General features: G+C 37.5%; 28 protein-coding genes. 5 read left to right on the forward strand and 23 right to left on the reverse strand.

Annotated elements, in window-relative coordinates; translation table 11 throughout:
- Positions 1-8 precede the first annotated feature (8 nt).
- The 7 genes from groL to N9Y32_04265 form a co-directional block, all read right to left on the reverse strand.
- On the reverse strand, positions 9-1,637 hold the full coding sequence (gene groL, locus N9Y32_04235; GenBank protein MDB2590220.1) for a chaperonin GroEL: 1,629 nt from the start codon (positions 1,635-1,637) through the stop codon (positions 9-11).
- 11 nt (positions 1,638-1,648) lie between these two features.
- Complete coding sequence (gene groES, locus N9Y32_04240; protein MDB2590221.1) at positions 1,649-1,936, reverse strand: co-chaperone GroES; 288 nt, start codon at positions 1,934-1,936, stop codon at positions 1,649-1,651.
- 147 nt (positions 1,937-2,083) lie between these two features.
- Positions 2,084-2,935 carry a formyltetrahydrofolate deformylase gene (purU, locus tag N9Y32_04245; protein MDB2590222.1) on the reverse strand — a complete coding sequence of 284 codons (852 nt, stop codon included), beginning with the start codon at positions 2,933-2,935 and terminating at the stop codon, positions 2,084-2,086.
- Positions 2,932-4,116: a bifunctional glutamate N-acetyltransferase/amino-acid acetyltransferase ArgJ gene (argJ, locus tag N9Y32_04250; protein ID MDB2590223.1), complete on the reverse strand. Its 1,185-nt coding sequence runs from the start codon at positions 4,114-4,116 to the stop codon at positions 2,932-2,934. The genes purU and argJ overlap by 4 nt, the downstream gene beginning before the upstream one ends.
- 42 nt (positions 4,117-4,158) lie before the next feature.
- Positions 4,159-5,766, reverse strand: a complete 1,608-nt coding sequence (locus N9Y32_04255) for an iron ABC transporter permease (GenBank protein ID MDB2590224.1) — start codon at positions 5,764-5,766, stop codon at positions 4,159-4,161.
- An 84-nt stretch (positions 5,767-5,850) separates the two neighbouring features.
- Positions 5,851-6,870, reverse strand: a complete 1,020-nt coding sequence (locus N9Y32_04260) for an extracellular solute-binding protein (protein ID MDB2590225.1) — start codon at positions 6,868-6,870, stop codon at positions 5,851-5,853.
- Between the two features lie 40 nt (positions 6,871-6,910).
- Positions 6,911-7,561: an ABC transporter ATP-binding protein gene (locus N9Y32_04265; GenBank protein MDB2590226.1), complete on the reverse strand. Its 651-nt coding sequence runs from the start codon at positions 7,559-7,561 to the stop codon at positions 6,911-6,913.
- Positions 7,562-7,717: 156 nt separating this feature from the next.
- Here N9Y32_04265 and N9Y32_04270 point away from each other — a divergent pair, with 156 nt between their 5' ends.
- Positions 7,718-8,857: a cation diffusion facilitator family transporter gene (locus N9Y32_04270; GenBank protein ID MDB2590227.1), complete on the forward strand. Its 1,140-nt coding sequence runs from the start codon at positions 7,718-7,720 to the stop codon at positions 8,855-8,857.
- On the opposite strand, the gene ruvC is transcribed toward N9Y32_04270, so the two are convergent.
- On the reverse strand, positions 8,854-9,324 hold the full coding sequence (ruvC, locus tag N9Y32_04275; GenBank protein ID MDB2590228.1) for a crossover junction endodeoxyribonuclease RuvC: 471 nt from the start codon (positions 9,322-9,324) through the stop codon (positions 8,854-8,856). The genes N9Y32_04270 and ruvC overlap by 4 nt on opposite strands.
- 100 nt (positions 9,325-9,424) lie before the next feature.
- Here ruvC and trxA point away from each other — a divergent pair, with 100 nt between their 5' ends.
- Entirely contained in the window at positions 9,425-9,781 is a 357-nt protein-coding gene (trxA, locus tag N9Y32_04280; GenBank protein ID MDB2590229.1) for a thioredoxin, read from the forward strand.
- 8 nt (positions 9,782-9,789) lie between these two features.
- On the opposite strand, the gene N9Y32_04285 is transcribed toward trxA, so the two are convergent.
- The 13 genes from N9Y32_04285 to N9Y32_04345 all read right to left on the reverse strand — a co-directional run bounded on the left by N9Y32_04285 (position 9,790) and on the right by N9Y32_04345 (position 18,768).
- Positions 9,790-10,119, reverse strand: a complete 330-nt coding sequence (locus N9Y32_04285) for an arsenate reductase (protein MDB2590230.1) — start codon at positions 10,117-10,119, stop codon at positions 9,790-9,792.
- A gap of 8 nt (positions 10,120-10,127) precedes the next feature.
- Entirely contained in the window at positions 10,128-10,646 is a 519-nt protein-coding gene (locus tag N9Y32_04290) for a hypothetical protein (protein MDB2590231.1), read from the reverse strand.
- Positions 10,647-10,747: 101 nt separating this feature from the next.
- Positions 10,748-11,158 carry a PGPGW domain-containing protein gene (locus N9Y32_04295; protein MDB2590232.1) on the reverse strand — a complete coding sequence of 137 codons (411 nt, stop codon included), beginning with the start codon at positions 11,156-11,158 and terminating at the stop codon, positions 10,748-10,750.
- Positions 11,152-11,589 carry a D-aminoacyl-tRNA deacylase gene (dtd, locus tag N9Y32_04300; GenBank protein MDB2590233.1) on the reverse strand — a complete coding sequence of 146 codons (438 nt, stop codon included), beginning with the start codon at positions 11,587-11,589 and terminating at the stop codon, positions 11,152-11,154. The genes N9Y32_04295 and dtd overlap by 7 nt, the downstream gene beginning before the upstream one ends.
- 6 nt (positions 11,590-11,595) lie before the next feature.
- Entirely contained in the window at positions 11,596-13,635 is a 2,040-nt protein-coding gene (gene glyS, locus N9Y32_04305) for a glycine--tRNA ligase subunit beta (protein MDB2590234.1), read from the reverse strand.
- An 8-nt stretch (positions 13,636-13,643) separates the two neighbouring features.
- On the reverse strand, positions 13,644-14,357 hold the full coding sequence (minC, locus tag N9Y32_04310; GenBank protein ID MDB2590235.1) for a septum site-determining protein MinC: 714 nt from the start codon (positions 14,355-14,357) through the stop codon (positions 13,644-13,646).
- Positions 14,354-14,770, reverse strand: coding sequence for a DUF2384 domain-containing protein (locus N9Y32_04315; protein ID MDB2590236.1), 417 nt, complete (start codon positions 14,768-14,770; stop codon positions 14,354-14,356). The genes minC and N9Y32_04315 overlap by 4 nt, the downstream gene beginning before the upstream one ends.
- Positions 14,770-15,696: a TonB C-terminal domain-containing protein gene (locus N9Y32_04320; GenBank protein ID MDB2590237.1), complete on the reverse strand. Its 927-nt coding sequence runs from the start codon at positions 15,694-15,696 to the stop codon at positions 14,770-14,772. Before N9Y32_04320 ends, N9Y32_04315 begins: the two co-directional genes overlap by 1 nt.
- Positions 15,696-16,148, reverse strand: coding sequence for a protein TolR (gene tolR / locus N9Y32_04325; protein MDB2590238.1), 453 nt, complete (start codon positions 16,146-16,148; stop codon positions 15,696-15,698). The genes N9Y32_04320 and tolR overlap by 1 nt, the downstream gene beginning before the upstream one ends.
- Positions 16,149-16,157: 9 nt before the next feature.
- Complete coding sequence (gene tolQ, locus N9Y32_04330; GenBank protein MDB2590239.1) at positions 16,158-16,826, reverse strand: protein TolQ; 669 nt, start codon at positions 16,824-16,826, stop codon at positions 16,158-16,160.
- The gene (ybgC, locus tag N9Y32_04335) at positions 16,816-17,217 is read right to left on the reverse strand and encodes a tol-pal system-associated acyl-CoA thioesterase (GenBank protein MDB2590240.1); all 402 of its coding nucleotides are present in this window, start codon (positions 17,215-17,217) and stop codon (positions 16,816-16,818) included. Before ybgC ends, tolQ begins: the two co-directional genes overlap by 11 nt.
- Entirely contained in the window at positions 17,214-18,236 is a 1,023-nt protein-coding gene (gene ruvB / locus N9Y32_04340) for a Holliday junction branch migration DNA helicase RuvB (GenBank protein MDB2590241.1), read from the reverse strand. The genes ybgC and ruvB overlap by 4 nt, the downstream gene beginning before the upstream one ends.
- A gap of 22 nt (positions 18,237-18,258) precedes the next feature.
- Positions 18,259-18,768, reverse strand: a complete 510-nt coding sequence (locus N9Y32_04345; protein ID MDB2590242.1) for a hypothetical protein — start codon at positions 18,766-18,768, stop codon at positions 18,259-18,261.
- A gap of 96 nt (positions 18,769-18,864) precedes the next feature.
- Here N9Y32_04345 and hemA point away from each other — a divergent pair, with 96 nt between their 5' ends.
- Both hemA and prfA read left to right on the forward strand, forming a co-directional pair.
- Positions 18,865-20,115, forward strand: coding sequence for a glutamyl-tRNA reductase (hemA, locus tag N9Y32_04350; protein ID MDB2590243.1), 1,251 nt, complete (start codon positions 18,865-18,867; stop codon positions 20,113-20,115).
- Positions 20,115-21,206 carry a peptide chain release factor 1 gene (gene prfA, locus N9Y32_04355; GenBank protein MDB2590244.1) on the forward strand — a complete coding sequence of 364 codons (1,092 nt, stop codon included), beginning with the start codon at positions 20,115-20,117 and terminating at the stop codon, positions 21,204-21,206. The genes hemA and prfA overlap by 1 nt, the downstream gene beginning before the upstream one ends.
- Here the strand turns inward: prfA and N9Y32_04360 are convergent.
- Both N9Y32_04360 and fur read right to left on the reverse strand, forming a co-directional pair.
- Positions 21,198-21,986, reverse strand: coding sequence for a metal ABC transporter permease (locus N9Y32_04360; GenBank protein MDB2590245.1), 789 nt, complete (start codon positions 21,984-21,986; stop codon positions 21,198-21,200). The genes prfA and N9Y32_04360 overlap by 9 nt on opposite strands.
- 15 nt (positions 21,987-22,001) lie before the next feature.
- Positions 22,002-22,409, reverse strand: a complete 408-nt coding sequence (gene fur, locus N9Y32_04365; GenBank protein MDB2590246.1) for a ferric iron uptake transcriptional regulator — start codon at positions 22,407-22,409, stop codon at positions 22,002-22,004.
- 63 nt (positions 22,410-22,472) lie between these two features.
- Between fur and bamE the strand changes: the two genes are divergently transcribed.
- On the forward strand, positions 22,473-23,264 hold the full coding sequence (gene bamE / locus N9Y32_04370) for an outer membrane protein assembly factor BamE (protein MDB2590247.1): 792 nt from the start codon (positions 22,473-22,475) through the stop codon (positions 23,262-23,264).
- Positions 23,265-23,267 lie beyond the last annotated feature (3 nt).

The raw sequence follows: 23,267 nt of genomic DNA on the forward strand, positions 1-23,267 counted from the left end.
AATGATTGCTACATCATACCATGCATTGCATCACCACCCGCTGCAGCAGGCGCTGCATCTTGAGGAATGTCTGTAATCATAGCTTCAGTAGTAATCATTAATCCAGAGATACTTGCAGCATGCTGTAAGGCAGCACGAGTCACCTTAGTAGGATCTAAGATACCCATTTCAAGCATATCACCATAAACTTCATCACCAGCATTGTAACCAAAGTTACCTTTACCGTTAGAAACCTCATTTAAGACAACAGAAGCTTCACCACCGCCATTAGTAACAATTTGGCGTAATGGTGCTTCCATTGCGCGTTTGGTTATATTAATACCAATGTCTTGATCGTGATTGTCACCTTTTAAGTCGTTTAGGGCAGCAATAGCTCTTACTAGTGCGACACCACCACCTGGAACAACACCTTCTTCTACTGCAGCACGAGTAGCATGAAGTGCATCGTCTACACGATCCTTCTTCTCTTTCATTTCAACTTCAGTTGCTGCACCAACTTTAATAACTGCAACACCACCAGATAGTTTAGCCAAACGTTCTGAGAGTTTCTCTTTATCGTAATCAGAAGTTGTTGTTTTAAGTTGTGCTTGAATTTGCTTAACTCGTCCATCAATATCAGCTTTTTTACCCATACCGTCAACAACAACTGTCTCATCTTTACCAATTTCTACGCGTTTAGCACTGCCAAGCTGATCTTCAGAGATACCTTCTAAAGAGAGTCCCACTTCTTCAGAGATCACCATGCCGCCTGTTAAAACTGCTAAATCTTGTAAAATTGCTTTACGTCGATCACCAAAACCTGGCGTTTTAACTGCAGCCACTTTCACGATTCCTCTCATATTGTTAACCACAAGAGTTGCTAGCGCCTCACCTTCAATATCTTCGGCGATTATCAATAAAGGTCTGCCAGATTTTTGAGCAATTTCTAATGATGGTAGCAAGTCTCTAATATTTGAGATTTTGGCTTCATTTAATAAGATCAGCGGAGAATCTAAATCTGCACTCATTGAATCTTGATTGTTGACAAAATATGGAGATAAGTAGCCTCTTTCAAATTGCATACCTTCAACAACATCTAGCTCATTGTCAAAGCCAGAGCCTTCTTCAACGGTAATTACACCAGCATTACCTACTTTGTCCATAGCTTCAGCAATAATATCACCAACATTACTGTCAGAGTTTGCAGAGATAGTACCTACTTGTGCAATAGCTTTTGTGTCATTACAAGGCTGAGATAGATCGCGTAATGCATTAACTGCAGCTTCAGTGGCTTTATCAATACCGCGCTTTAAATCCATTGGGTTCATGCCAGCAGCGACAGCTTTAACACCTTCTGTTATTAACGCTTGCGCAAGTACCGTTGCTGTTGTTGTGCCATCACCAGCAACTTCGTTGGTTCTAGAAGCAACTTCTTTAACCATTTGTGCACCCATGTCTTCAAACTTACCTTCAAGCTCAATTTCTTGTGCAACTGATACACCATCTTTAGTAATGGTAGGTGCACCAAATGATCTGTTTAAAACTACGTTTCTACCCTTAGGGCCTAGTGTTACTTTAACTGCATTAGCAAGCATATTAACGCCATCTAGCATTAAGTTTCTAGCATCTGATCCAAATTTAATTTCTTTTGCTGACATATTGATCTCCTTTATTCGACAACTGCGACAATATCGCTTTCACGCATTACTAATAATGTTTCACCATCAACTTTAATTTCAGTGCCGGCATATTGGCCAAATAAAACTTTGTCACCAATTTTTACATCTAGTGCAATAATAGAGCCGCTATCGGATGTGTTACCTTTACCAACTGCGATAATTTCACCTTCAGAAGGTTTTTCAGTTGCTGAATCAGGAATAATTAGACCACTTGCTGTTGTCTTTTCTTCTTCTACTCTTCGCACGACCACGCGGTCATGAAGGGGACGGATGTTCAATTTTTTCTCCTAGTAAATAATAAATGATTAGGTAATTCTACCTTTCAAACTATGTAGTGTTGTTTTTTGGCTTATCAAGTCTTTAGATGTAATAATATAATTTAATAATTAAATAACTTCTTTAAAAAAAATTAAATAAAGTAATTCCTAAGAAAATACAATCGTTTTATTATTACAAACTAACACCCGATCTTCTAAGTGGTATTTCAAGCCTTTAGCGAGTGTAATTTTTTCAACGTCTTGGCCCATTTTTTTCATATCATCAGCACTATCTGCATGATCGACACGAACAACATCTTGCTCAATAATCGGGCCTTCATCTAAATCAGCTGTCACATAATGACAAGTAGCACCAATTAGTTTTACACCTCGTCCAGCAGCACGCTCATAAGGATTGGCGCCAACAAATGATGGCAAAAATGAATGATGAATATTAATAATTTTGCCACTATATTCAACACACATCTCTTCTGGAATGATTTGCATATAACGTGCAAGAACAATAACATCTGGATTAAAACTATCGACCATTTTCATCATTTTGTTCATGTCAGCCTCTTTTGTGTCTTGACTGATACTGACTTTTTTAAACGCCACATCATACCAACTGGCAAGTTTAGATAATCTGTTATGATTGGATAAAACACCAACAATTTCGCCTTCAAGTTCGTTTTCATGGCCTCGATGCAAAAGATCTGCCACACAATGTGATGCCTTAGACCCCATAACCAATATACGTTTAAGCTGCGCTGCATCACTAAGCTGCCACACCATATTACACTGATCAGCTAAAACTGAAAATGCATTTCTAAAGTCATCCAAAGAACAAGAAATAGAGTTTGACTCAATCTCAATACGCATAAAGAAATGCTGGTTTTGCTCATCTAAATGATGGTGCGCCTCTTTAATATTGCCGTTATATTCAAGAATAAACTGACTTACAATAGCCACCAATCCATGAGTGTCTGGGCAAGAAATCAATAATCGATAAACGCTCATGTACGATACTCTGCATTAATCTTTATATAATCATAAGAAAAATCAGTAGTCCAAACGCTTTCTTGTATATTACTATTACCAATTTCAATGGTAATTACAATATCTGTCTTTTGCATTTGCGCACTACCCAATGCTTCTGTATAAGCAGGATCTGGTTCACCTAATTTAACGATACTCACCTGATTCAAATAGATGTTAATATCTTCAATGTTTAGCTGTTTAATGTTCGCCCTACCAACCGCTGCCAAAATTCGACCCCAGTTTGCATCGCTTGCAAATAAGGCTGTTTTAACCAACGGAGAGTGGGCCACTGTATAAGCCACTTCTAAACAATCTTCATTACTCGATCCGCCTTTAACGCGTATCTCAACAAATTTAGTTGCCCCTTCACCATCTTTAATAATTTGATGCGCTAAAGATTTAGTCACTTCATAAAGTGCACTTTGAAATTCCTCTTTGCAATCAGCAAGATTAACATCACTTGCTCCTGTTGCACTGAGCGTACAAGCATCATTCGTAGAGGTGTCGCCATCAACGGTAATTCGATTAAAAGACTGATTAGTCGCCTGGGTTAAACAAGCTTGCAACTGATTTTGAGTCGCCTTAATATCAGTAAAAACGAAACTTAGCATAGTGGCCATATTAGGACGGATCATGCCTGAACCTTTAGCAATGCCACTAATAGTAACCGTTTGCCCAGCCACATCGAATGTCTTGGAATGAGTTTTTTCTAATAAATCTGTGGTTAGTATGCCTTTGGCCACCTTATCCATAGCGTCTTCTGATAACTGGGCAGCCACACTTGGAATGCCTACTTCAAACTTGGATAAATCAAGCTGCTGGCCAATCACACCCGTTGAAAAAGGCAATACTTGTTCTGTTTTAATATTTAGCTCATTAGCTAATAGCTCACACGTGTTAAGCGTATTTTCCAAACCTTGCACACCCGTACCCGCATTCGCATTGCCACTATTAATTAAAAAGGCTAATGGAGATTGCTGTAAGTGATTTTTGGCGACCAATACGGGAGCAGCACAAAATACATTTTGCGTAAATACTGCTGCTGTTGCAGAGCCTTTGGTAAGTGAGACAATGGATAAATCCAAGGCGTCATTATTTTTAATATGCGCATTAATTGCACCGAAAATTACGCCCTTGACCTTTAATAATGCTTGACTCATGATCGAAAAAAAATCCTTAATAATTAAGGGTATTTTACTGACTTACGAAGTTTTTGAAGATTTTTTATCCAGATATTGAAAAACACTCATAAGAATTGCGCCAAACACAACCATAATAAGTGCCGGAACAGCGGCGCGCTCATATAAACCTTCAGCACTGAGCTCATAAACTTGAATAGCCAATGTATCCCAGCCAAATGGACGCAGCAAATACGTAGCCGGTAACTCTTTCATCACATCAACAGCTACTAACAAACCTCCTGCCAGAATCCCCGGCGTCATCATCGGCAGATATACTTGCCAAATAAGCCTTGGACGCGACGCCCCTAAAAGCCTTGCACTTTGAGTAAACACAGGTTTAATTTGCTGAGCTGATGCATCAATCGAACTATAAGCAATGGCCATAAATCGAGACACATAAGCAAAAATCAACAAAGCAATAGATCCAAAAATAAGATGATTAACGCTCTCACCACCCAGCTGGATATTAATCTCCGATATTTGATTAACACCATACAACAGCCCAACTGCCATTACTGAGCCGGGCAGAGCGTAGCCCAATGTTGCTAATCGAATCACACTTTGAAGCCAAATATTGCCTCGCTTGCATCCTCCAGGGAGCGCTAATATTGTAGCAATCGCAACAGTTATTAACACAGCAGAGAGGGTTAAAATAGAAGTTGAGGCTATCAAATCAAGGTATTTAGAGCTCCATTCTTCACCAATCGATGACCAGCCCCAAATTAATAGCTGCAACATTGGCATGGTAAAAGACAGCATAAATATGCTAAAAACAAAAAAACTAATCAACCAGGCAGCAACACCTCTTGCTTGATAAGGTTTTTTATTGAGTATATCTGCTGAATAATATTTAGCTTGACCGCGCGCTTTTTTCTCAAAATAAATAAAGAAGAATGCCACCAAGACTAATAATGATGCCAACTGCGCCGCAACCTCAATTGAGCGAAAATCAACCCAAGCAGAATAAATAGCGGTTGTAAATGTGTCATAATTAAACAAACTCACAACGCCAAAATCAGCCAAGGTTTCCATCAGCGTTACTAGTAGTCCTGCTGCTACTGCTGGCCTAGCCAATGGCAAAGAAATTTTAAAGAAAACTCGAATAGGCCCCGCACCGAGCAATTGCCCTGCCTCAATCATGTTGATTTTTTGGCGCTTGAATGATGCCCTAGTCATCATATAAACATAGGGGTAAAACACCAAGACAAACGTTAATATAATGGCCCATGAGCCAGCACGAATATCAAACCCTGGCAAGCCTAAAGCTTCGCGCATCCAAACTTGAGCATAGCCTGAATAGTCAAACACACCCAAATATACAAAAGCCAAAACATAAGCAGGAATAGCAAAAGGCAAAAACAGTGCCCATTCTAACCAACGCCTGCCTGGAAACTCAACCATCACCACCAAATAAGCTAATATCGTACCTAGCAATGTTACACCAACACCAACACCTAGCAACAAAATAATGGTTGAGCTGATTAAATTTGGCAATAAATTTTGTGAAAAATGCGGCCAAAGCTCCTGTTCAGGCAAAGCCCAAGAAAATGCCACCACAAAAATTGGCATTGCCACTACTAAAGCTAGCAGGCTAATCCAAATTTTTGAGCTAAGACAGTATTTTTTCAAAATTTTTCTCTTGTTTTTTTAATTTAATACTAAACAAAAAACCAAACATCTAGCCTAGGTTTTGTTGTTCAGCTTAGTCTTAGTTTATCGATAGCCTTTGATCTGCATCAACTTAACCGCTTCAGACTGCAAAATACCTGCTTGCGATAAATTCATGTTATCTTGTTTAAAAGCTCCCCAAGTGGACACCACCTCATCTGCTGCAATATTTTGATTAGCTGGATATTCTTTATTCAAAGAGCCATAAATCGCTTGCGCCTTTACAGATGACAACCATTCTAACAACTGTATAGCACCAGCTGTATTAGATGCATGCTTAGTCACGCCTGCACCAGAGACATTAACATGTACACCTGTTGTATCTTGATTAGCCCAAAATAGCTTGAGTGGCGCTTCCGGATTTTTCTCAATTAGATCGCCAAAGTAATATGTATTGACCAGTCCAACATCACATTGGCCTGCCAAAATAGCATTCATGACATGCGAATCTTTAGCATTCGGCGTAGCACTCAAATTATTCACCCAGCCACTAACAATCTCACCCGCTTTTTCCTTGCCGTGGTGGTAAATAACAGAAGCCACTAACGATTTGGTATAAACTTTTTTACTCGTTCTCAAACATAAGCGCCCATTCCACTTTTCACTAGCAAGATCTTCATAGCTTGACAATGTTTCAGGATCAACACGATCTGTTGAGTAAACAATCGTACGTGCACGAACTGACAAACCTGTCCATAATCCTTGTGGGTCTCTCAAATACGCTTGAATATTATTTTTTAAAGTGTCAGTTTGAACACCTTGAAATAAATCTTGTGAGCCTGCATACCAAAGATTACCCGCGTCAACTGTCATAAACATATCCGCTGGCGTATTGGCACCTTCAAGTTTCAAACGCTCAATCAAGGCACCGCCCTCGCCTGTTAGATAATCGACCTTGATGCCTGTATCTTTTGTAAAGGCTTGGAATAATGGCTTAATTAAATGTTCTTTTCTAGCACTATAGACAGTGACTGAATCATCACTTGCTGCTTGCACTGCTGATATACTTGACACTAATACCACTGATAGCATAATAGCTGATGAAACCCATTTCCTAATATTCATTTTACTTTTTCTCCTGATTTTTTAAAAAAAATAATGATTATCACTTAACAGTCAAGCGCTTATCCTGGATTTTTCCGACTTTATCGGCAAGGGCGTTGGCTTCATTAATATCATGTGTCACCAAAATCGAGGTTGTATTAGTTTGTTTAAGAATATGACGCACTTGCGCCACAAGTTGATCACGATGGATTTTGTCTAAGCTAGAGAAAGGTTCATCCATTAATAAGATTTTAGGCGCTGGTGCAAGTGCTCTAACCAGAGAAACTCTCTGCTGCTCTCCGCCTGATAATTGGTGTGGATATTTTTTCTCAATCCCTTTTAAACCAATCATATCTAGCAGTTCTGTAACTCGCTGTTTTTGTTCAGATCTAGATAGATGATGAATGCCAAAGCTAATGTTTTTTTCAACGTTCATATGTGGAAATAGCACATAATCTTGAAACACCATACCTACCTCTCGATGCTCTGGCTCTGTTAGATGAGTACCATTTTTTGATAATAGTACACCATTCAACTCAACCTCTCCCTGAGCCCCTTCATCAAGCCCTGCTATAAATCTAAGTATTGAGCTCTTACCACTACCACTATCACCTAATAGTGCAAAAATTTCACCTTGCTTAAGGTTTAAATTAAAGTTATTTAAGACTTTATTATTTTGATAAATTACTGATAAATCTTTAACTGCTAACATTTAATAATGCAAATACTAATAAGAATGATTATCAATATTATATAAGATTATCCTAATAGAATTAGATTATTTATGTTGATTTACTATAAGTACATATTAATAGATATATGTCATAAAATAAAGACTTAAAGATTAGCTAATAGAATTCGTATATAAATGAACAAACAAGATAGAAGAAAAGCCAGTCAAAAAGTAACCTTAGTTGGTGCTATTATTGATCTCGCATTAGGTATCTTTAAAGTTATAGCTGGCGTACTAGGTAATTCTGGCGCTTTAATTGCAGATGGTATTCACTCATTTTCAGACTTATTATCTGATGGTGTTGTGCTTTATGCTTCAAAACATTCAGCTGAAGAGGCGGATGATGAGCATCCATATGGCCATGAAAGATTCGAAACTGTTGCAACTTTAGGGTTAGCCATTATTCTGGCTATTATAGGCGTTGGTATTATTTATGATGCTTTTGAGAGATTATTTAATCCCAGTGAGCTTTCACATAGCACCTTACTACTAAGTGTAGCTGCTTTATCAATTTTTTCTAAAGAAGCTTTATATTGGTATACCTTAAAAGTTGCCAGTACTTATAAGTCTAGCATGCTTAAAGCCAATGCATGGCATCATCGCTCAGATGCCCTATCTTCAGTAGTTGTCTTTATTGGAATTTTGGGCAGCCTTAATGGTTATCTATTTTTAGATGGTGTTGCAGCTGTTGTGGTTGGATTCATGATTATTTATATAGCTTGGGAGTTAGGACTAGGTGCAACTAAAGAGCTAGTGGATTCTTCGATTGATGCTGATAAAGTTAAACAACTGCGAGACTCTATTGGTCGGATTAGTGGTGTTAATAATGTACATTCACTTCGTACTCGCAAAATTGGGCATACAATATCTTGCGATGTGCATGTTCAAGTTGACCCATACCTAAGCGTGAGTGAAGGACATATTATCAGCGTAAGTGTTGAACGCGTTGCTAAAGAATGCCTAGAAAATCTTAACGATGTAACTGTTCATATCGACCCTGAAGATGATGAAACTGTTGCACCTTATGAAGCGCTTCCAGAGCGAGCTGAAGCATTGGGAATTTTAACAAAAGCTTTGTTTAATAATAAATGTGATGGTGAAATTGAGCGAATCCAATTACACTACCTAGACAGCAGAATTCACGTAGATTTTTACTTACCATTAAGCTGTCTAGATTCTGGACAAAGTGGTGATGAAATTCTCGCAAAGCTTCATAAAACAGTCGACCCTCTAGAAGGGTTTGGAAAAATTAAGGTCTACTTTAGTAGATACTAAAGACAATGATAAGCATGGCATATTGCCCCAGCTAATGCATCAGCTGCATCTTCCTGGGGTGCCTTGTTAAGCTTTAAAGCATCACATACCATATAAGAAACCTGATCTTTGGCAGCATGCCCTTTACCAACAACTGCCTTTTTAATTTGATTGGGGCTATATTCAACCATAGCAATGCCATTCATTCCCGCAGCAGAAATAATCGCACCTCTAGCATGGCCTAGTTTAATCGCAGCATCAGGGTTTGGCCTATCGGGGCGCATAAATGCACGCTCAATAACAACCACGTCAGGTTGATATTTTTTAACCAATTGATCAATTTCTAAAAAGATTGTGGTGATGCGATCTGTCAATTCACCCTTGGTACGAATACAACCACTAGCAACATAGCTAAATTTAAGCTTTTGAGCTTCAATTAAACCAAATCCTGTAATTCTTGAACCAGGGTCAATCCCTAAAATTTTCATAATGGGTATTGTATAGAGTTGATAAAAATTAAGCAATATAAACATACATATAAGGCATTTATGATATACTTTAAATTTATAAATTAAACAAGGATAGACTATGGCAGTATTGGAGCTAAACAAAGACAACTTTGACGAAACCATTCAAAATAACGAACTAGTTATCTTAGATTTTTGGGCACCCTGGTGTGGTCCTTGTAAATCATTTGCACCAACTTATGAAGCCATGAGTGAAAAAATTGATGGTGTAACATTTGCCAAAATTAACACCGAAGATGAGCAAGATTTAGCCGGTAAATTCCAAATTCGCTCTATTCCAACTTTGATGATTTTCAGAGATCAAATCGCCATTTTTTCGCAACCAGGTGCAATGGCAGAATCAGATCTTGAAACAGTATTAAATAAAGCTAAAGAATTAGATATGGATATCGTACGAAAAGAGATTGAGGAGCAGTAAGCTAAAAGTTAGCTCAAGTCTGAATAACTTTTTTCACTAAACCCAACCCTAAAATTAGCACCTGTTACTAAAACAGGTCGTTTTATAAGCGTTGGGTTTTTTAACGTCAGCTCTATAGTGATGTTCGTTTTTTGTTCATCAGTAAAATTTCTATAGGTAGTTGAACGCTTGTTAATAAGCTTATCCCAGCCAATTGCGTCGACAAAACTTTGCAAAATACTTTTATCAATAGGTTGATCACGAAAATCAATAAATTCGAATTCAATATTATTGTTACTTAAAAATTGCCTAGCTTTTTTAACAGTATCGCAATTTTTAATACCATACATTTTGATCATTGATATACCTACTGATTAGAAAATTCAAGAATCTCTTTATGCTCATCATCTACAATAATGCGTAAGCCTTTCTGAGGATAGTGCCAATAGGTCACTCCTGGATAAGCAAGTTCAGTGCTATCTGGCTTTCCAAATAAATTTAACATTGCCTCTTGACTGAGGTTAGTCTTAGGAACGAAGCTTAGAGATTTAATTTGATAACGAGACATTAGCGCCTCACCAGTTGTTATAAAGGTGGTTTTCTTAACCCCTGAAGGCATTAACATCGACTGATCTATATACTCTCTAAGTACTTCAATGCGTTGATCGTTTAATGCAAGATTTACAATAATATTAGCACCAATACCGCCGACCTTAGTACTTGGAAAATACACTTCCAATTCAGGCTCTATGTTTTCCTGCTCAAATAATGACGCTTCAATTTCTATTCCAAAATAACGGGCTGCATCAATCAACTCACTATGCTCCATGGTGAGCTCAAAAACAACTGTTTTTCCCTGTTTATTAATATAACTTTGCCAGGGCATAGCCTGATTTTTTGGCATTTCAATATTACGCGTTAATAAAAATATTAATAAAAATACTAGAATAGATCCCAATAAAGTATAGGCAACTATATATCTTTCTTTCATCTATTAAAGGGGGGTTTTCCAGCTTTATGACGCAGCCAATTTAGAGTTTTATAAGTTGGGGTGTGGCTAATAAATTTTAACTCTAATTCACGTTTTCCTGGAAATTCCAATAAAAATAATCCAAGCAAAATTGAAATAACACCTTGGCCTGGGGTCACCAACATAATAATGCCAGCTAACACTAATAAAACACCTATGACTGTGGTGACAATAAATTTAACAAAACCCCAAACTGATTTAATTTCTATAGCGTTTTTAGGTTTTGATGAGAAATAATCAACTGGCATAAGGCCCAATAAATATGGCGTTAACAGAAGCGTCAACACAAAAATAGCTGCAGAAATAACACCAATCATTATGAATAATTCTTCGTATTGATCTAAGTATTGAATTATCGTATCTAGCATGATAATAAAAAAGTTACTGGCCCATCGTTAGTCAAAGACACTTGCATATCGGCACCAAATATGCCACTTTGTACTTTTGGATACTGTTGTGAAATATTCGACAAAAAATATTCATAAAGTTTTTTAGCTTCTACAGGTTTTTTTGCAGTTGAAAATCCTGGTCTAGTGCCTGAGCTTGTATCTGCCGCCAAGGTAAACTGTGAAACAAGTAAAAGGCTGCCATCAATATCTTTAACTGATAAATTCATTTTTTCATCAGTGTCATAGAACACTCGATAAGACAATATCTTTTTAATCATCTTATACATTTGAACCTGTTCATCGTTTTTTTCAATTCCAAGAAATACCAGTAAGCCTTGGCTAATTTCGCCTGTAATTTGACCATCAACTTCAACTTTAGCACGAGAGACACGTTGAATTAAGGCTTTCATTGGAAATTAAGCACTAAGATGCGATACATCTGCAACAGATAAGAATAAGCTTCTAACCCAATTAATTAAATTAAGACGCGCTTGTTTTAATTCAGCTACATCACTGTTAACCATGACTTGATCAAAGAAATTATCAATACTGGCTTTAAGAGAGATAAGCTCATTCATACTAGCTGCATAATCTTTAGAGTTTGATAACTGATCAGACACAGATTGGGTTGCAGCAAATAAAGCTTTTTCAGCATCTTCAACCAGTACCGAAACATCTACCTCAATTGATAAATTATTCTGATCTTTGAGCATATTGGCAATTCGTTTATTTGCCTCAATTAGACTGTTTGAAGCTTTATCTTGAGTAAAAATATTTAATGCCTCAACACGAAGGTGGAAATCATATGGAGATTCTGGCTCAACTGCTAATACTGCTTCAAAAGCTTTAGCGCTGACTTGTTTATCCTTGTAATAGGCACGCAAACGATCCATCATGAATGTATAAATGGCTGATGAACAGTGCGTATCTACGTCTGATGAATGCGCAGATAATGAATTCTCAATTAATGTTTTAAGATTTAAATCAAGTTTACTTTCTACCATGATTCTTAATAAACCCAGAGCCATTCTACGTAATGCGTATGGATCTTTAGAACCTGTCGGTCCTTGGCCAATACCGTAAATACCAGTGATAGTATCAAGTTTATCGGCAATGGCGACTACCAAGCCTTCTTGAGTTGAAGGTAGTATATCACCGGCAAATCTAGGATGATAATGCTCACTAATCGCTACTGAAACAGTTAAGCTTTCACCATCATTCTTGGCATAGTAGCCACCCATCACTCCTTGGAGATCAGCAAACTCACCTACCATTTCTGATACTAAATCTGACTTACATAATAATCCTGCTCTTTTAGCATTCACCACATTAGCGCCAATCATTGTCGCAATAGAACCTGATAACATTTCAATACGTTTGGCTTTATCTCCCATTGATCCTAATGACTTCATAAATAATACGCGATCTAGTTTTTCAAGGCGAGATTCAAGTGTTTGACGCTTATCTTGTTCCCAAAAAAACTCTGAATCTGCCAATCTTGGACGAATAACACGCTCATTGCCACCAACAATAACACTGACATCGCTAGATTCAATATTAGCAACCGAGATAAAGCTTGGTAATAATTTATCATTGTCATCAAGCATATGAAAATATTTTTGATGAGATTTCATGGCTGAGATAAGAGCTTCTTCTGGTACCGCCAAAAATGACTCACTAAAGCCTCCTGAAAAAGCTCGCGGATACTCAACTAAGGCACAAACTTCACTCAAAAGCGCTTCATCAATCACTGCTGTGGCTTCGTTATCATTTGCTATTTGAATCACCTGCTGTCGAATCGTTTGCTTACGTGTATCAAAATCTACTTCAATTTTCGCCTGTTCCATCATAATTTGGCGGTAATTTTTAGCCTGATCAATAGTTAATGTTTTTGGACCAGTGAAGCGTAAGCCGCGTGTGATATTTGTTGCGCTCAGACCCATAATATTTGCCTTTATCACATCTGCACCCAAAAGCATGATCAGCCAATGTGTTGGGCGTACAAATTGTGTATCAGAACTACCCCAGCGCATTGGTTTGGCAATGGGTATGTTTTTAATGGACTTATCAACAACCTTTTCAAGCAATGTTTTAGTTTCTAAGCCCTGCTGCTCTTTAGTAAAGAAATAATAATCTGACTTTCCAAACGCCTTCTTCTTAAGCTCAGATACCGATACACCACAAGACTTTGCAAAGCCTGAGACGGCTTGATCTGGTGCAGAAACCGAAGGACCTTTGCGCTCAATTATTTGATCTTCTTGCTGACACTGAAGATCGTGCACTAGCACCGCTAAACGACGCGGGGTAGCAAATGACTCAACTTTTAAATAGTTTAGTTTTAATTCAGCTAGTTCTTTAATTATATTATCTGTCAATGCTTTTGAAAGCTTTGGAAGTAATTTAGGTGGCAACTCTTCTGTGCCTAGTTCTAGTAAAAAGTCTTGTGTATTCATCATAATAAATTTTAAATAATTTGGAATCGAAGTTGACCATTGAATAAATCAATCATCACTGAACGTGCATATAACTTGGTTGGCACTACATCAAACTTCTTATATACGCCAGCAATTGAAACCAGTTCAGCATTAAATGACTGCACGAAGATGGTTGATTTTTCATCTCCCTGAATACCGGCAAATAAACTACCTTGAACTTCCTTATAAGCAGAAATGGAACCAAATGACATTACATCAGCACCTGCTTTAACTTTAGCTAATAATACTAAATCCCTATCTTGTGAAATAACTTGCTGGAACGAATAAACCTTATTGGTTACAATCTTTGGCGCTTGATAAGTTTTATCTTGATGAGGATTTGACACACTTGATGCTGACTGTTTAACTGCTTGAGTTTTAATTTTAACCTTACTACTGGGTGACAATGATTTTCCAAACACAGCCAAGCCAGAAAATTTTGCAAAATCAATTAACTCTTGCTTGAGTGATCGAATACCAACCGCTACCATTTCATTTTGAGCAAGAATTTCGATCAAAACTGCAAGTTCATTAGCTTGGAAATTTTTATACTCAATTTCTAAAATAACAGGTGCATGTTGGAATTGTGCCTTATTACTACTTGCTAGCGCAGTGATTTCATCCATCAAGGTGTCTGTATTATTAGTTAAAACTCTTAAGGTGTAAAGTGCCTCTGTTTGAGTAATAACTTCAATTTTATTCAACTACGCCACCCCTGGGTACAATCCAGAAAATTCCACACGCGATTCATGCCTGTATCACCACTCAACATCAGCTCTAATGGGCTTTTGTGTTTGAATTTCTTCACACTACGTTTAAGCCAAACACTGGCATATTCTTTATTAGTTGGGAATGTAGTGCCTAATGATTCATCGATACCTAAAATCATTCTAGTACGGGTCACCATAGCGTCATTAAATTCAAACGATTTATCACCACGACGATACATGTATAGGTGTCTAGGCTTAATGATTTCTTCAAGGCCTAAAATAATCAATTGGTCAGAATCTTCCAATTTCCAATTTTCTAAAATCTGAGAGAGCTGAGAAGTTAATTGATTTTTTTCATTATCACTTAGATTGATAATATCTTGCTTTGGGGAAGTATTCTTGTTCATTAATTTACTCTAAAATGGAATAATATTTCACGATCATATACGCTTTTATCGGGTGCAGGTGGAAGTGGAGAGGCCTTATAAACCGCTCTTTCAATGGCATCTTTAAAGGCTTTCGCTTTAGCACCATTAGTTACATTACACGACTGCAAATTAACACTTTGCACTTTACCGTTTAAATCTTGTAATATGTAGACATCACAACCCCAGTTATCTTTTGCACCTTGATAGCGCCATTGCTCTTTAACTCTTGAGGCAATTTGGTTAATATAGTTAGCTTTTAGCTCATTTAAAATATCTTCTTGAGCAAATTCTCTTTCTTGATCCTCCTCAGCCTGAATTTCTTTCTTTAAAGAACGGGTGTCTTGTTCTTTTTCAAACTTATTAGCCTCTACTTTTCTTAATTTTTCAATTTTTTGTTTTTCTTGTTCTGCTGCTTTTGCTTTTTTCTCAGCTAACTTTTTACGTGCTTCAGCTTTATTGGCCTGCTCTTCTGCCAACCGCTTCTCTTTCAATGCTAATTTCTTCTTTTGTTCAGCTACTTTTCTACTTTTTTCAGCTTGAGCTTCAGCCAACTTTTCTTTTTTTGTTTTCGCTTTTAATTTTTTCAAACGCTGCTGCTCTTTATAGCGTTCATTTTCAACACGTTTTTCAGCACGTTTAAGATCTTCTAAGCGCTTTTCTCGCTTTTGCTTAACATTAATCAGTCGCTGTTTTTCTTTCTTAATCTCAGTTAGGTCAACTGTAACGGCTTTAGGCACTGCCTTAGATGACTTAGGTGTCGTTTTAGGAATCTCCCAGCGCTGAACACTAGAAAACACTAAACCAACAACTAAAGCAAGATGCAAAGCAATGGCTGTCCAAAATGCGATAGGATGCTTATTGGCAATTTTAGGTAGTTTGATATTTTTAATCCAATCAGCTTTCATTATTTTGCATCGCCAGATTCAGTCACAATACCAACCTTATCCACGCCATTTTTTTGTAAAAAAGACATCAGTGAAACAACTGATCCATAATCCACACTTGCATCCCCTCGAACAAAAACCTTCATGCTTGGATAGATCTCTAAGCGTGCGCTAACTCGTCCAGCGATGATACCTAATGGGAGTTTTTCACCTTTGGACACATCAGAGTCATCTTCATCCAATGAATTGATAAAGTACTCGCCCTCTTTGTTAATGGTGATAATGGTTGGTTGCTGTTCAGAAAAGTCCACCATTTTGGCGTCAGCCGTTGGTAAATCCACTTCAATACCTTGCTCAATAATGGGCGTTGTCATCATAAATATGACTAACAAAACTAGCATGACGTCAATATACGGAACAATGTTAATATGACCATCAACACTAGGTCTGCGACGTTGTGGCAATCCTATCATAGCTTAACGTTACTTTTGTCGTTGAAAACTAACAAATAACTCTTCAACAAAGGCGGTGTATTTGTTTTGAATTTCGCCCACTTGAGTAATTAGACGGTTATAAGCAATGGTGGCAGGAATTGCTGCAAATAGACCAAATGCAGTCGCAATTAACGCCTCAGCAATACCAGGTGCAACAATTGAAATAGTTGCCTGCTTAACAGAGGCCAATCCAATAAACGAATGCATAATACCCCAAACCGTACCAAATAAGCCGATATAAGGACTCGATGATGCAATCATAGCTAGCACACTTAATCCATGGTCTAGACGATCTACTTCATTGTTAACAGCTGTATTCATTGAACGATACGCGCGCTCTGAATTAATTACTAAGGCTTGATTAGAAGTCGATGTTGTATGAGTAAATTCTCCATAACCTGCGCCAAAAATATGCTCCATTGGCGAACGATTAGACACTTGATCTGGAATTTGTCCATGTAGTATTGACAGATCCGTGTCTGCCAAAAAATTATTATGAAAACTCTTGATATCTTTGCTAGCATCCATTAAAGTTTTTTTCTTAGACATGATAACTGTCCAAGAATAAATACTCATTAACACTAAAACAAACATAATCACTTGCACAACAAAACCTGCACTGATAATTAAGCTAAAAATTGATAAACTACTGTCCATTTATTTTCTCCAGAATGTCGCTTGGAATGGCACATGCCTTAAACTTTTTCGCATCCAAACAAGCAACGGTAACTTGTGCCTCAAATAATACCTTATTTTGCTTAAGATCCGTTATTTTCTGAGAAAAAATCAAACTTGCATGGCGAGATTTTTCTACTTGAGTGTAAACCACCAACATATCATTAAATCTGGCAGGTAGAAGATACTCAGCTTTAAGTGATCTAACTACAAAGATAACCCCTTGGCTTTCAATCAGCTGATCTTGTTCAAAGCCCATATCGCGCAAAAACTCGCTACGCCCACGCTCAATAAACTTTAAATAATTGGCATAATAAACCACGCCGCCGCTATCTGTATCTTCGTAATAAACCCTAATATTTAAAAGACTCAAAATAAATCTTGATGATTAGATGGCTTAGCAAGTCCTAAATGTTCATAGGTTAGATTTGTGGCGCTTCGACCTCTAGGTGTTCGCTGAATAAATCCTTGTTGAATTAAATAAGGTTCAACCATATCTTCTAAGGTGCCTCGCTCCTCACCAATAGCAGTAGCTAATGTGTCCAGTCCAACTGGACCTCCAGAGAATTTATTGGTCATAATGGACAAATAGTCACGATCAAGCTGCTCAAGTCCTGCTTCATCCACCCTGAGTATACTTAATGCCTCACACGCGATTTCTTTATGAATAATGCCGTCAGTTTTTACATCAGCAAAATCACGCACTCGGCGCAATAATCGATTGGCAATTCGCGGGGTTCCACGAGAGCGTTTGGCAATTTCATGCGCCCCGCTTGGTTCGATTTCAATGTTTAAAATTTTTGCTGAACGCTCTATAATAACTTGCAAGTCTTTATTATTATAAAACTCTAAGCGCTGAATAATACCAAAACGATCACGAAGTGGTGATGTCAGCATACCTGCTCTAGTGGTTGCACCAATCAAAGTAAACGGTGGCAGGTCCAATTGAACTGAATGAGCGGCTACACCCTCGCCCACCATAATATCCAATTTAAAATCTTCTAAAGCTGGGTATAGAATCTCTTCAACGACAGGATTTAGACGGTGGATTTCATCAATGAATAAAACGTCATAAGGGTCTAATTTTGTCAAAATAGCAGCTAAATCACCTGAACGCTCTAAAACAGGCCCAGAAGTCTGTTTCATGCCAGCGCCCATTTGGTTAGCAATCACGTTAGCCAAGGTTGTTTTTCCTAGACCAGGTGGTCCATAAATCAAACAATGATCAAGTGCGTCTTCGCGTTTTTTGGCAGCTTCAATAAAGAGTGACATCTGAGATTTAACATCATCTTGGCCAATATACTCAGATAGACTATCTGGACGCACTGAAGCAATAACAATATCTTCGTTACCTTGATCTTCACCACCTACTAAAGAATCTTCTTCAATCATACTAATTTAATAAATTTTTAAGTTATTTTAACTGATTAACTTCTTGTAACAATAGTTTGATTTTGATTGGCTTATCTTGATGTTGCAATATAATCATCTTGGCAACACTTGCGCCTTCATATGGCATGAATTTATTAATCTCAACTTGCCATTCATCATTTATATCTGATCGATGTTCAAATATGATACTAGGCAAGGTATTAAGTGGAAAATACCAGCCTAACTCTTGCTCCATCCATTGTTGAAGCTTTAACGGTGTTTGGACATGATCTACTAGCAAGCCTTGCGCAGTTGAACCAAGAGTAACTTCGCCCAATCCTAGCGCACCCACCAACACCATTTCGAATTCTTCATCGATAAATTTAATATCAAAACTAATACTTTGATGGCTATCATTTGCCAAAATACTCGCTCTACCTTTAGCGAACCATGCATTTGGAATGGCGCCTGGCGCATTGTATTTAGTCTGAGTATTAAGCGTTTCACATCCTTGCAGAAACAAAAAAACGCAGCATGTTAAGAGTAACTTCATAGGGTGGGTATTCTAACATTGGTCTTATAATAGCGAACGCCTAAAAATTACCACTTAGGTATAATTATGTGCTTATTGAGTTTGTTATTTAAGTTTATGTCACGCATTGCTATTTTAAGTGTTAATCATGCACAGGCGCCAGTTTCGGTGCGTGAACGTGTTGCTTTTGCGCCTAATCATTTAAGTAGTGAATTGCAAAAATTAGTGGACACTCCAGGGGTTCAGGCATGTGTTATTTTGTCTACCTGCAATCGCTCTGAAATTTATGCGGTTATCGATGCTGACAATCCTCAGGAAATACTGAGTCAATATTTAGCTGACACACACAAAATCTCTAGGCAAGAAATAGATTCTTATTTGGTTTATTTTGAAAATAATGCTGCCTTAGAGCACATTTGTAATGTGGCTTGTGGATTAGACTCTTTAGTATTAGGAGAGCCTCAAATATTAGGTCAACTAAAAGATGCTTATCATATAGCCAAGCAAGCAAAAACTCTAGATAAAAAACTAGAAAAACTATTTCAACATGCTTTTTCAACAGCAAAAAAAGTACGCACTGATACTCAAATTGGATCTTCGCCAGTCTCTATTGCCTATTGCGCTGTCAAACTTAGTGAAAAAATCTTTACAGATTTATCAGAACAAACAGTTTTATTAATCGGTGCAGGGGAGATGATAGAACTATGTGCCCAACATTTGAGCCAAAAAGGTATTAAAAATATCATTGTTGCCAATAGAACACTTGAAAATGCACAAAAAATTGCTTCACTTTACAATGCACAATCTATTAGCTTAAAGCAGTTTTCATCTGTCATTCATCAAGCTGATATCATCATTTCATCAACAGCTGCCTCTGTTCCTGTTATTGGAAAAGGACTTATTGAAAGTGCTCTAAAATTACGCAAACATAAGCCTATGTTCATGCTTGATATTGCCGTTCCAAGAGATATTGAACCTGAAGTTGGTCAATTAGATGATGTATATCTCTACACTATTGATGATCTTGAGCAAGTGGTAAGTGACAACATTGATTCACGCGAAAAAGAAAAGGTATTAGCTCAAGAAATTATCATTAAACAAACTCAAGTTTTTAACAAATGGCTGTCTGTTTTACCTAATGAGCAACTGATACAAAGTTATCGTAGTAACGTTAATAAAATTAAAGAAGATGCATTAGAAGATGCTATAAAAAGTCTTAATAATGGCGGTGCTAGTGAGCAAATTATAAAAAAATTGGCAGACCAATTAACCAATAAAATACTTCATACCACCTTTAAAAACATTAAGCAAACCCCTCATAAAGGATTATCCCAATGTGAAGGCTGCATACCCAATATTAAAAAATAATGAATGAATCTATTCTTGCTAAATTAGAACAAATGTCCATGCGCCTTGAAGAAGTTGGTGCCATGTTGAGTGATCCAAGTATTGCTAGCGATATTAAAAGATTTAGAGAGCTATCTATTGAACATTCTCAGCTTACGCCTGTCAATGAGCAGTACCAAGAGCATCTCACCACTGTTCAAAATCTTGAAGATGCAAAGATGATGCTTGAAGAAGATGATGCTGATATCAAGGCAATGGCTAAAGAAGAAATTAACGACGCTAAAGACAATCTAGAGCGTTTAGACCTTGAGTTAAAAAAATCCTTATTACCCAAAGATCCAAATGATTCTCGCAATATTATTCTGGAAATTCGAGCGGGTACAGGTGGCGATGAGGCTTCAATTTTTTCAGGGGATTTATTTAGAATGTATTCACGTTACTGTGAAAAACAAAAATGGCAGATAGAAACTCTCAGTGCAAATATTGGTGATCATGGTGGCTATAAAGAGATTATCGCCCGTATCAGTGGTGTTGACGTTTATTCCAAGCTTAAGTTTGAATCAGGCGCACATCGAGTTCAACGTGTTCCAGAAACTGAAAGCCAAGGTCGTGTCCACACTTCTGCCTGCACAGTTGCAGTTATGCCAGAAGTAGAGAATATTGAAGATATCGATATCAACATGGGTGATGTTCGTGTTGACACATTTAGGGCAAGTGGTGCAGGTGGACAGCATGTTAATAAAACTGACTCGGCTGTTCGTGTCACCCATATTCCAACAGGGACAGTAGTTGAATGTCAAGATGGACGCTCACAACACAAAAACAAAGCTCAAGCAATGTCAGTTCTTGCGTCAAGAATTTTAGATGCTCAGCAACAGGTTCAACAAAAAGAACAGGCAACTGCTCGCAAAGAACTAGTTGGAAGTGGCGATCGATCACAAAGAATTCGTACTTATAACTACCCTCAAGGGCGCATCACTGATCATAGAATCAATCTGACTCTGTATAAATTATCTGAAATTATAGAAGGTGATTTAGAATCTATTATTGAGCCACTGATTGTTGAGCAACAAACTAATCAATTAACAGAACTTAACGACGCTCTAGCTTGATTTCTTAGGAAATAATTGTGATAAGGTAAATAGCACACCTAGTGCAATAACAATCGTTGGGCCTGTCGCTAAATCATAAAATACAGAAGCACTCAATCCCATTATCACAGCCACAATAGAAATACCGATCGACTGAATTACCATACTTAATGGCGAGTCAGCAAAAACTCTTGCGACTGCTGGTGGAATAATCAGTAAAGAAGTGATTAACAAAACGCCCACAATTTGCACAGAAATTGATACAGTTAAGGCGATCATCAACATAAATAATAATTGATAAAAGGTTCGGTTTAAACCCTGAGAAACAGCTAACTCTTCATTTAGCGTTAATAATAGTAATTTTTGCCAAAAAACAACCAGTAGGCTAATAACAATAATAAGTACAGCATAAATCCAAACAATATCTTGATCATCAATTGACAAAACATCACCAAATAATAACGCAAAATAATCTGTATTTTCTCCGCCCACAATACCCAAAATAACAATACCAAGAGATAGCGCAAGGTGAGAGAATATGCCTAAAATAGCATCACTAGATAGTACTTTTTTTTGCTGCAAAATAACAATCAAACCTGCAAATATGACGCCAACAATTACTAATCCTGCATGCATGCCTAAACCACTAGCCAAGCCAAGGGAAACGCCCAATAAGGCAGAATGTGAGATAGATTCAGAGAAATAACTCATGCGCTTCCAAATAACAAAGCAGCCAAGAGATCCAGCAATAATAGAGATACCAAGTGCCGCTATGAGCGCTCTTAAAATAAAATCTTCCATAATTAAATTATCTTATTATTGACAGTCTTGACACAAGCCATATAAATATAAACAATGATCGGTTAACTGAAAGCCATGTTTGGTGGCTATGTCATGCTGATGTTGCTCAATGACTTCATCATTAAATTCATCAATTTTTCCGCATTTAACGCATACCAAATGATCATGATGCTCCGTATTGGATAACTCATAAACACTTTGACCATTATCAAAATTCAGCTTATGAATCATGTCTGCCTCTTCAAACTGGGTGAGCACTCGATAGATAGTTGCCACACCGACTTCCTCACCCTGCATGATTAATGCACGATAAATATCTTCAGCACTCATATGGTGATTTTCACTTTTTTCTAAAATCTCCAGAATCTTAAGTCTTGGTAATGTAACTTTAAGACCTGCAGTTTTTAAATCTTGGGCGTCCATATTCGAATCCTTGAGGTAAAATCAGAAAATTATTTCTTAATCATTTTAATCAATTAATTACAAATGAACAAACTAACTTTAGTTGCATTCTCATTCTCATTACCATTTTTGTCTGCTTGCACTCCTTCTATGCCGACATTACCGGACATGCCAAACCTTTTGCCGGATATGTCGCTACCAACCCTGTACAAAGATGACGTTCAGCAAGGTTCTGTCTTAACAAGATTTAAGATTAACCAGCTTAGAGTTGGTATGTCAAAAGCACAAGTGCAAGACCTGATTGGCTCTCCAAGTATTATTGACCCCTTCCATAGTAATCAATGGGATTATATTAACCATACAACACGACATGAGCTAGACGATATTCATTATCGTCTAGCTCTAAAATTTACCCAGGAAAAATTAGCAACCATCGACTCTTCAGGCATCGTTAGTCTAGCTAAGATGACCGATAAAGAAAAAGCACTTGAAGAGAAATACCTTGTTGAGGAAAAAGCAAAAATAGAGGCTGAAAAACAAGCAAAAATTAAAGCAGAGAAATTAAAGAAAGCTCAAGCAGATAAACGCATAAAAGATGAGAAGTTAGCTGCTGAAAGGTTAGCTATTGCCAACGCTCAAGAAGCTAAACGAATTGAAGATGAGAAATTAGCTACAGAGAAAGCACAAGCTCAAGTAAAGGCTGCAGCAAAGGCAGAGGCAGAGGCATTAAAGAATAATACCAAACTAGAGCAAGCTAAACAGCAAGAGACTGAAGCTCCAAAGGTTATTAAAACACAACAGCCAAAGCAAGAAGCGCTGATCAAAAAAGAGCAGCAGCCTAACAAGACGCCTTGGTATAAATTCTGGTTGGATTAATTA

The organism is Candidatus Thioglobus sp. (genome assembly GCA_028228555.1).
Taxonomy (GTDB): Bacteria; Pseudomonadota; Gammaproteobacteria; order PS1; family Pseudothioglobaceae; genus Thioglobus_A.

Coding starts and splice junctions, on each gene's coding strand:
- bamE (MDB2590247.1), top strand. CDS start 22,473: ATGAACAAACTAACTTTAGTTGCATTCTCATTCTCATTACCATTTTTG.
- N9Y32_04265 (MDB2590226.1), bottom strand. CDS start 7,561: ATGTTAGCAGTTAAAGATTTATCAGTAATTTATCAAAATAATAAAGTC.
- argJ (MDB2590223.1), bottom strand. CDS start 4,116: ATGAGTCAAGCATTATTAAAGGTCAAGGGCGTAATTTTCGGTGCAATT.
- ruvB (MDB2590241.1), bottom strand. CDS start 18,236: ATGATTGAAGAAGATTCTTTAGTAGGTGGTGAAGATCAAGGTAACGAA.
- groL (MDB2590220.1), bottom strand. CDS start 1,637: ATGTCAGCAAAAGAAATTAAATTTGGATCAGATGCTAGAAACTTAATG.
- glyS (MDB2590234.1), bottom strand. CDS start 13,635: ATGATGAATACACAAGACTTTTTACTAGAACTAGGCACAGAAGAGTTG.
- tolQ (MDB2590239.1), bottom strand. CDS start 16,826: ATGGACAGTAGTTTATCAATTTTTAGCTTAATTATCAGTGCAGGTTTT.
- N9Y32_04315 (MDB2590236.1), bottom strand. CDS start 14,770: ATGAACAAGAATACTTCCCCAAAGCAAGATATTATCAATCTAAGTGAT.
- prfA (MDB2590244.1), top strand. CDS start 20,115: ATGAATGAATCTATTCTTGCTAAATTAGAACAAATGTCCATGCGCCTT.
- purU (MDB2590222.1), bottom strand. CDS start 2,935: ATGAGCGTTTATCGATTATTGATTTCTTGCCCAGACACTCATGGATTG.
- trxA (MDB2590229.1), top strand. CDS start 9,425: ATGGCAGTATTGGAGCTAAACAAAGACAACTTTGACGAAACCATTCAA.
- fur (MDB2590246.1), bottom strand. CDS start 22,409: ATGGACGCCCAAGATTTAAAAACTGCAGGTCTTAAAGTTACATTACCA.
- N9Y32_04345 (MDB2590242.1), bottom strand. CDS start 18,768: ATGAAGTTACTCTTAACATGCTGCGTTTTTTTGTTTCTGCAAGGATGT.
- N9Y32_04285 (MDB2590230.1), bottom strand. CDS start 10,119: ATGATCAAAATGTATGGTATTAAAAATTGCGATACTGTTAAAAAAGCT.
- ruvC (MDB2590228.1), bottom strand. CDS start 9,324: ATGAAAATTTTAGGGATTGACCCTGGTTCAAGAATTACAGGATTTGGT.
- N9Y32_04295 (MDB2590232.1), bottom strand. CDS start 11,158: ATGCTAGATACGATAATTCAATACTTAGATCAATACGAAGAATTATTC.
- N9Y32_04320 (MDB2590237.1), bottom strand. CDS start 15,696: ATGAAAGCTGATTGGATTAAAAATATCAAACTACCTAAAATTGCCAAT.
- hemA (MDB2590243.1), top strand. CDS start 18,865: ATGTCACGCATTGCTATTTTAAGTGTTAATCATGCACAGGCGCCAGTT.
- N9Y32_04360 (MDB2590245.1), bottom strand. CDS start 21,986: ATGGAAGATTTTATTTTAAGAGCGCTCATAGCGGCACTTGGTATCTCT.
- tolR (MDB2590238.1), bottom strand. CDS start 16,148: ATGATAGGATTGCCACAACGTCGCAGACCTAGTGTTGATGGTCATATT.
- N9Y32_04260 (MDB2590225.1), bottom strand. CDS start 6,870: ATGAATATTAGGAAATGGGTTTCATCAGCTATTATGCTATCAGTGGTA.
- N9Y32_04290 (MDB2590231.1), bottom strand. CDS start 10,646: ATGCCCTGGCAAAGTTATATTAATAAACAGGGAAAAACAGTTGTTTTT.
- N9Y32_04270 (MDB2590227.1), top strand. CDS start 7,718: ATGAACAAACAAGATAGAAGAAAAGCCAGTCAAAAAGTAACCTTAGTT.
- dtd (MDB2590233.1), bottom strand. CDS start 11,589: ATGAAAGCCTTAATTCAACGTGTCTCTCGTGCTAAAGTTGAAGTTGAT.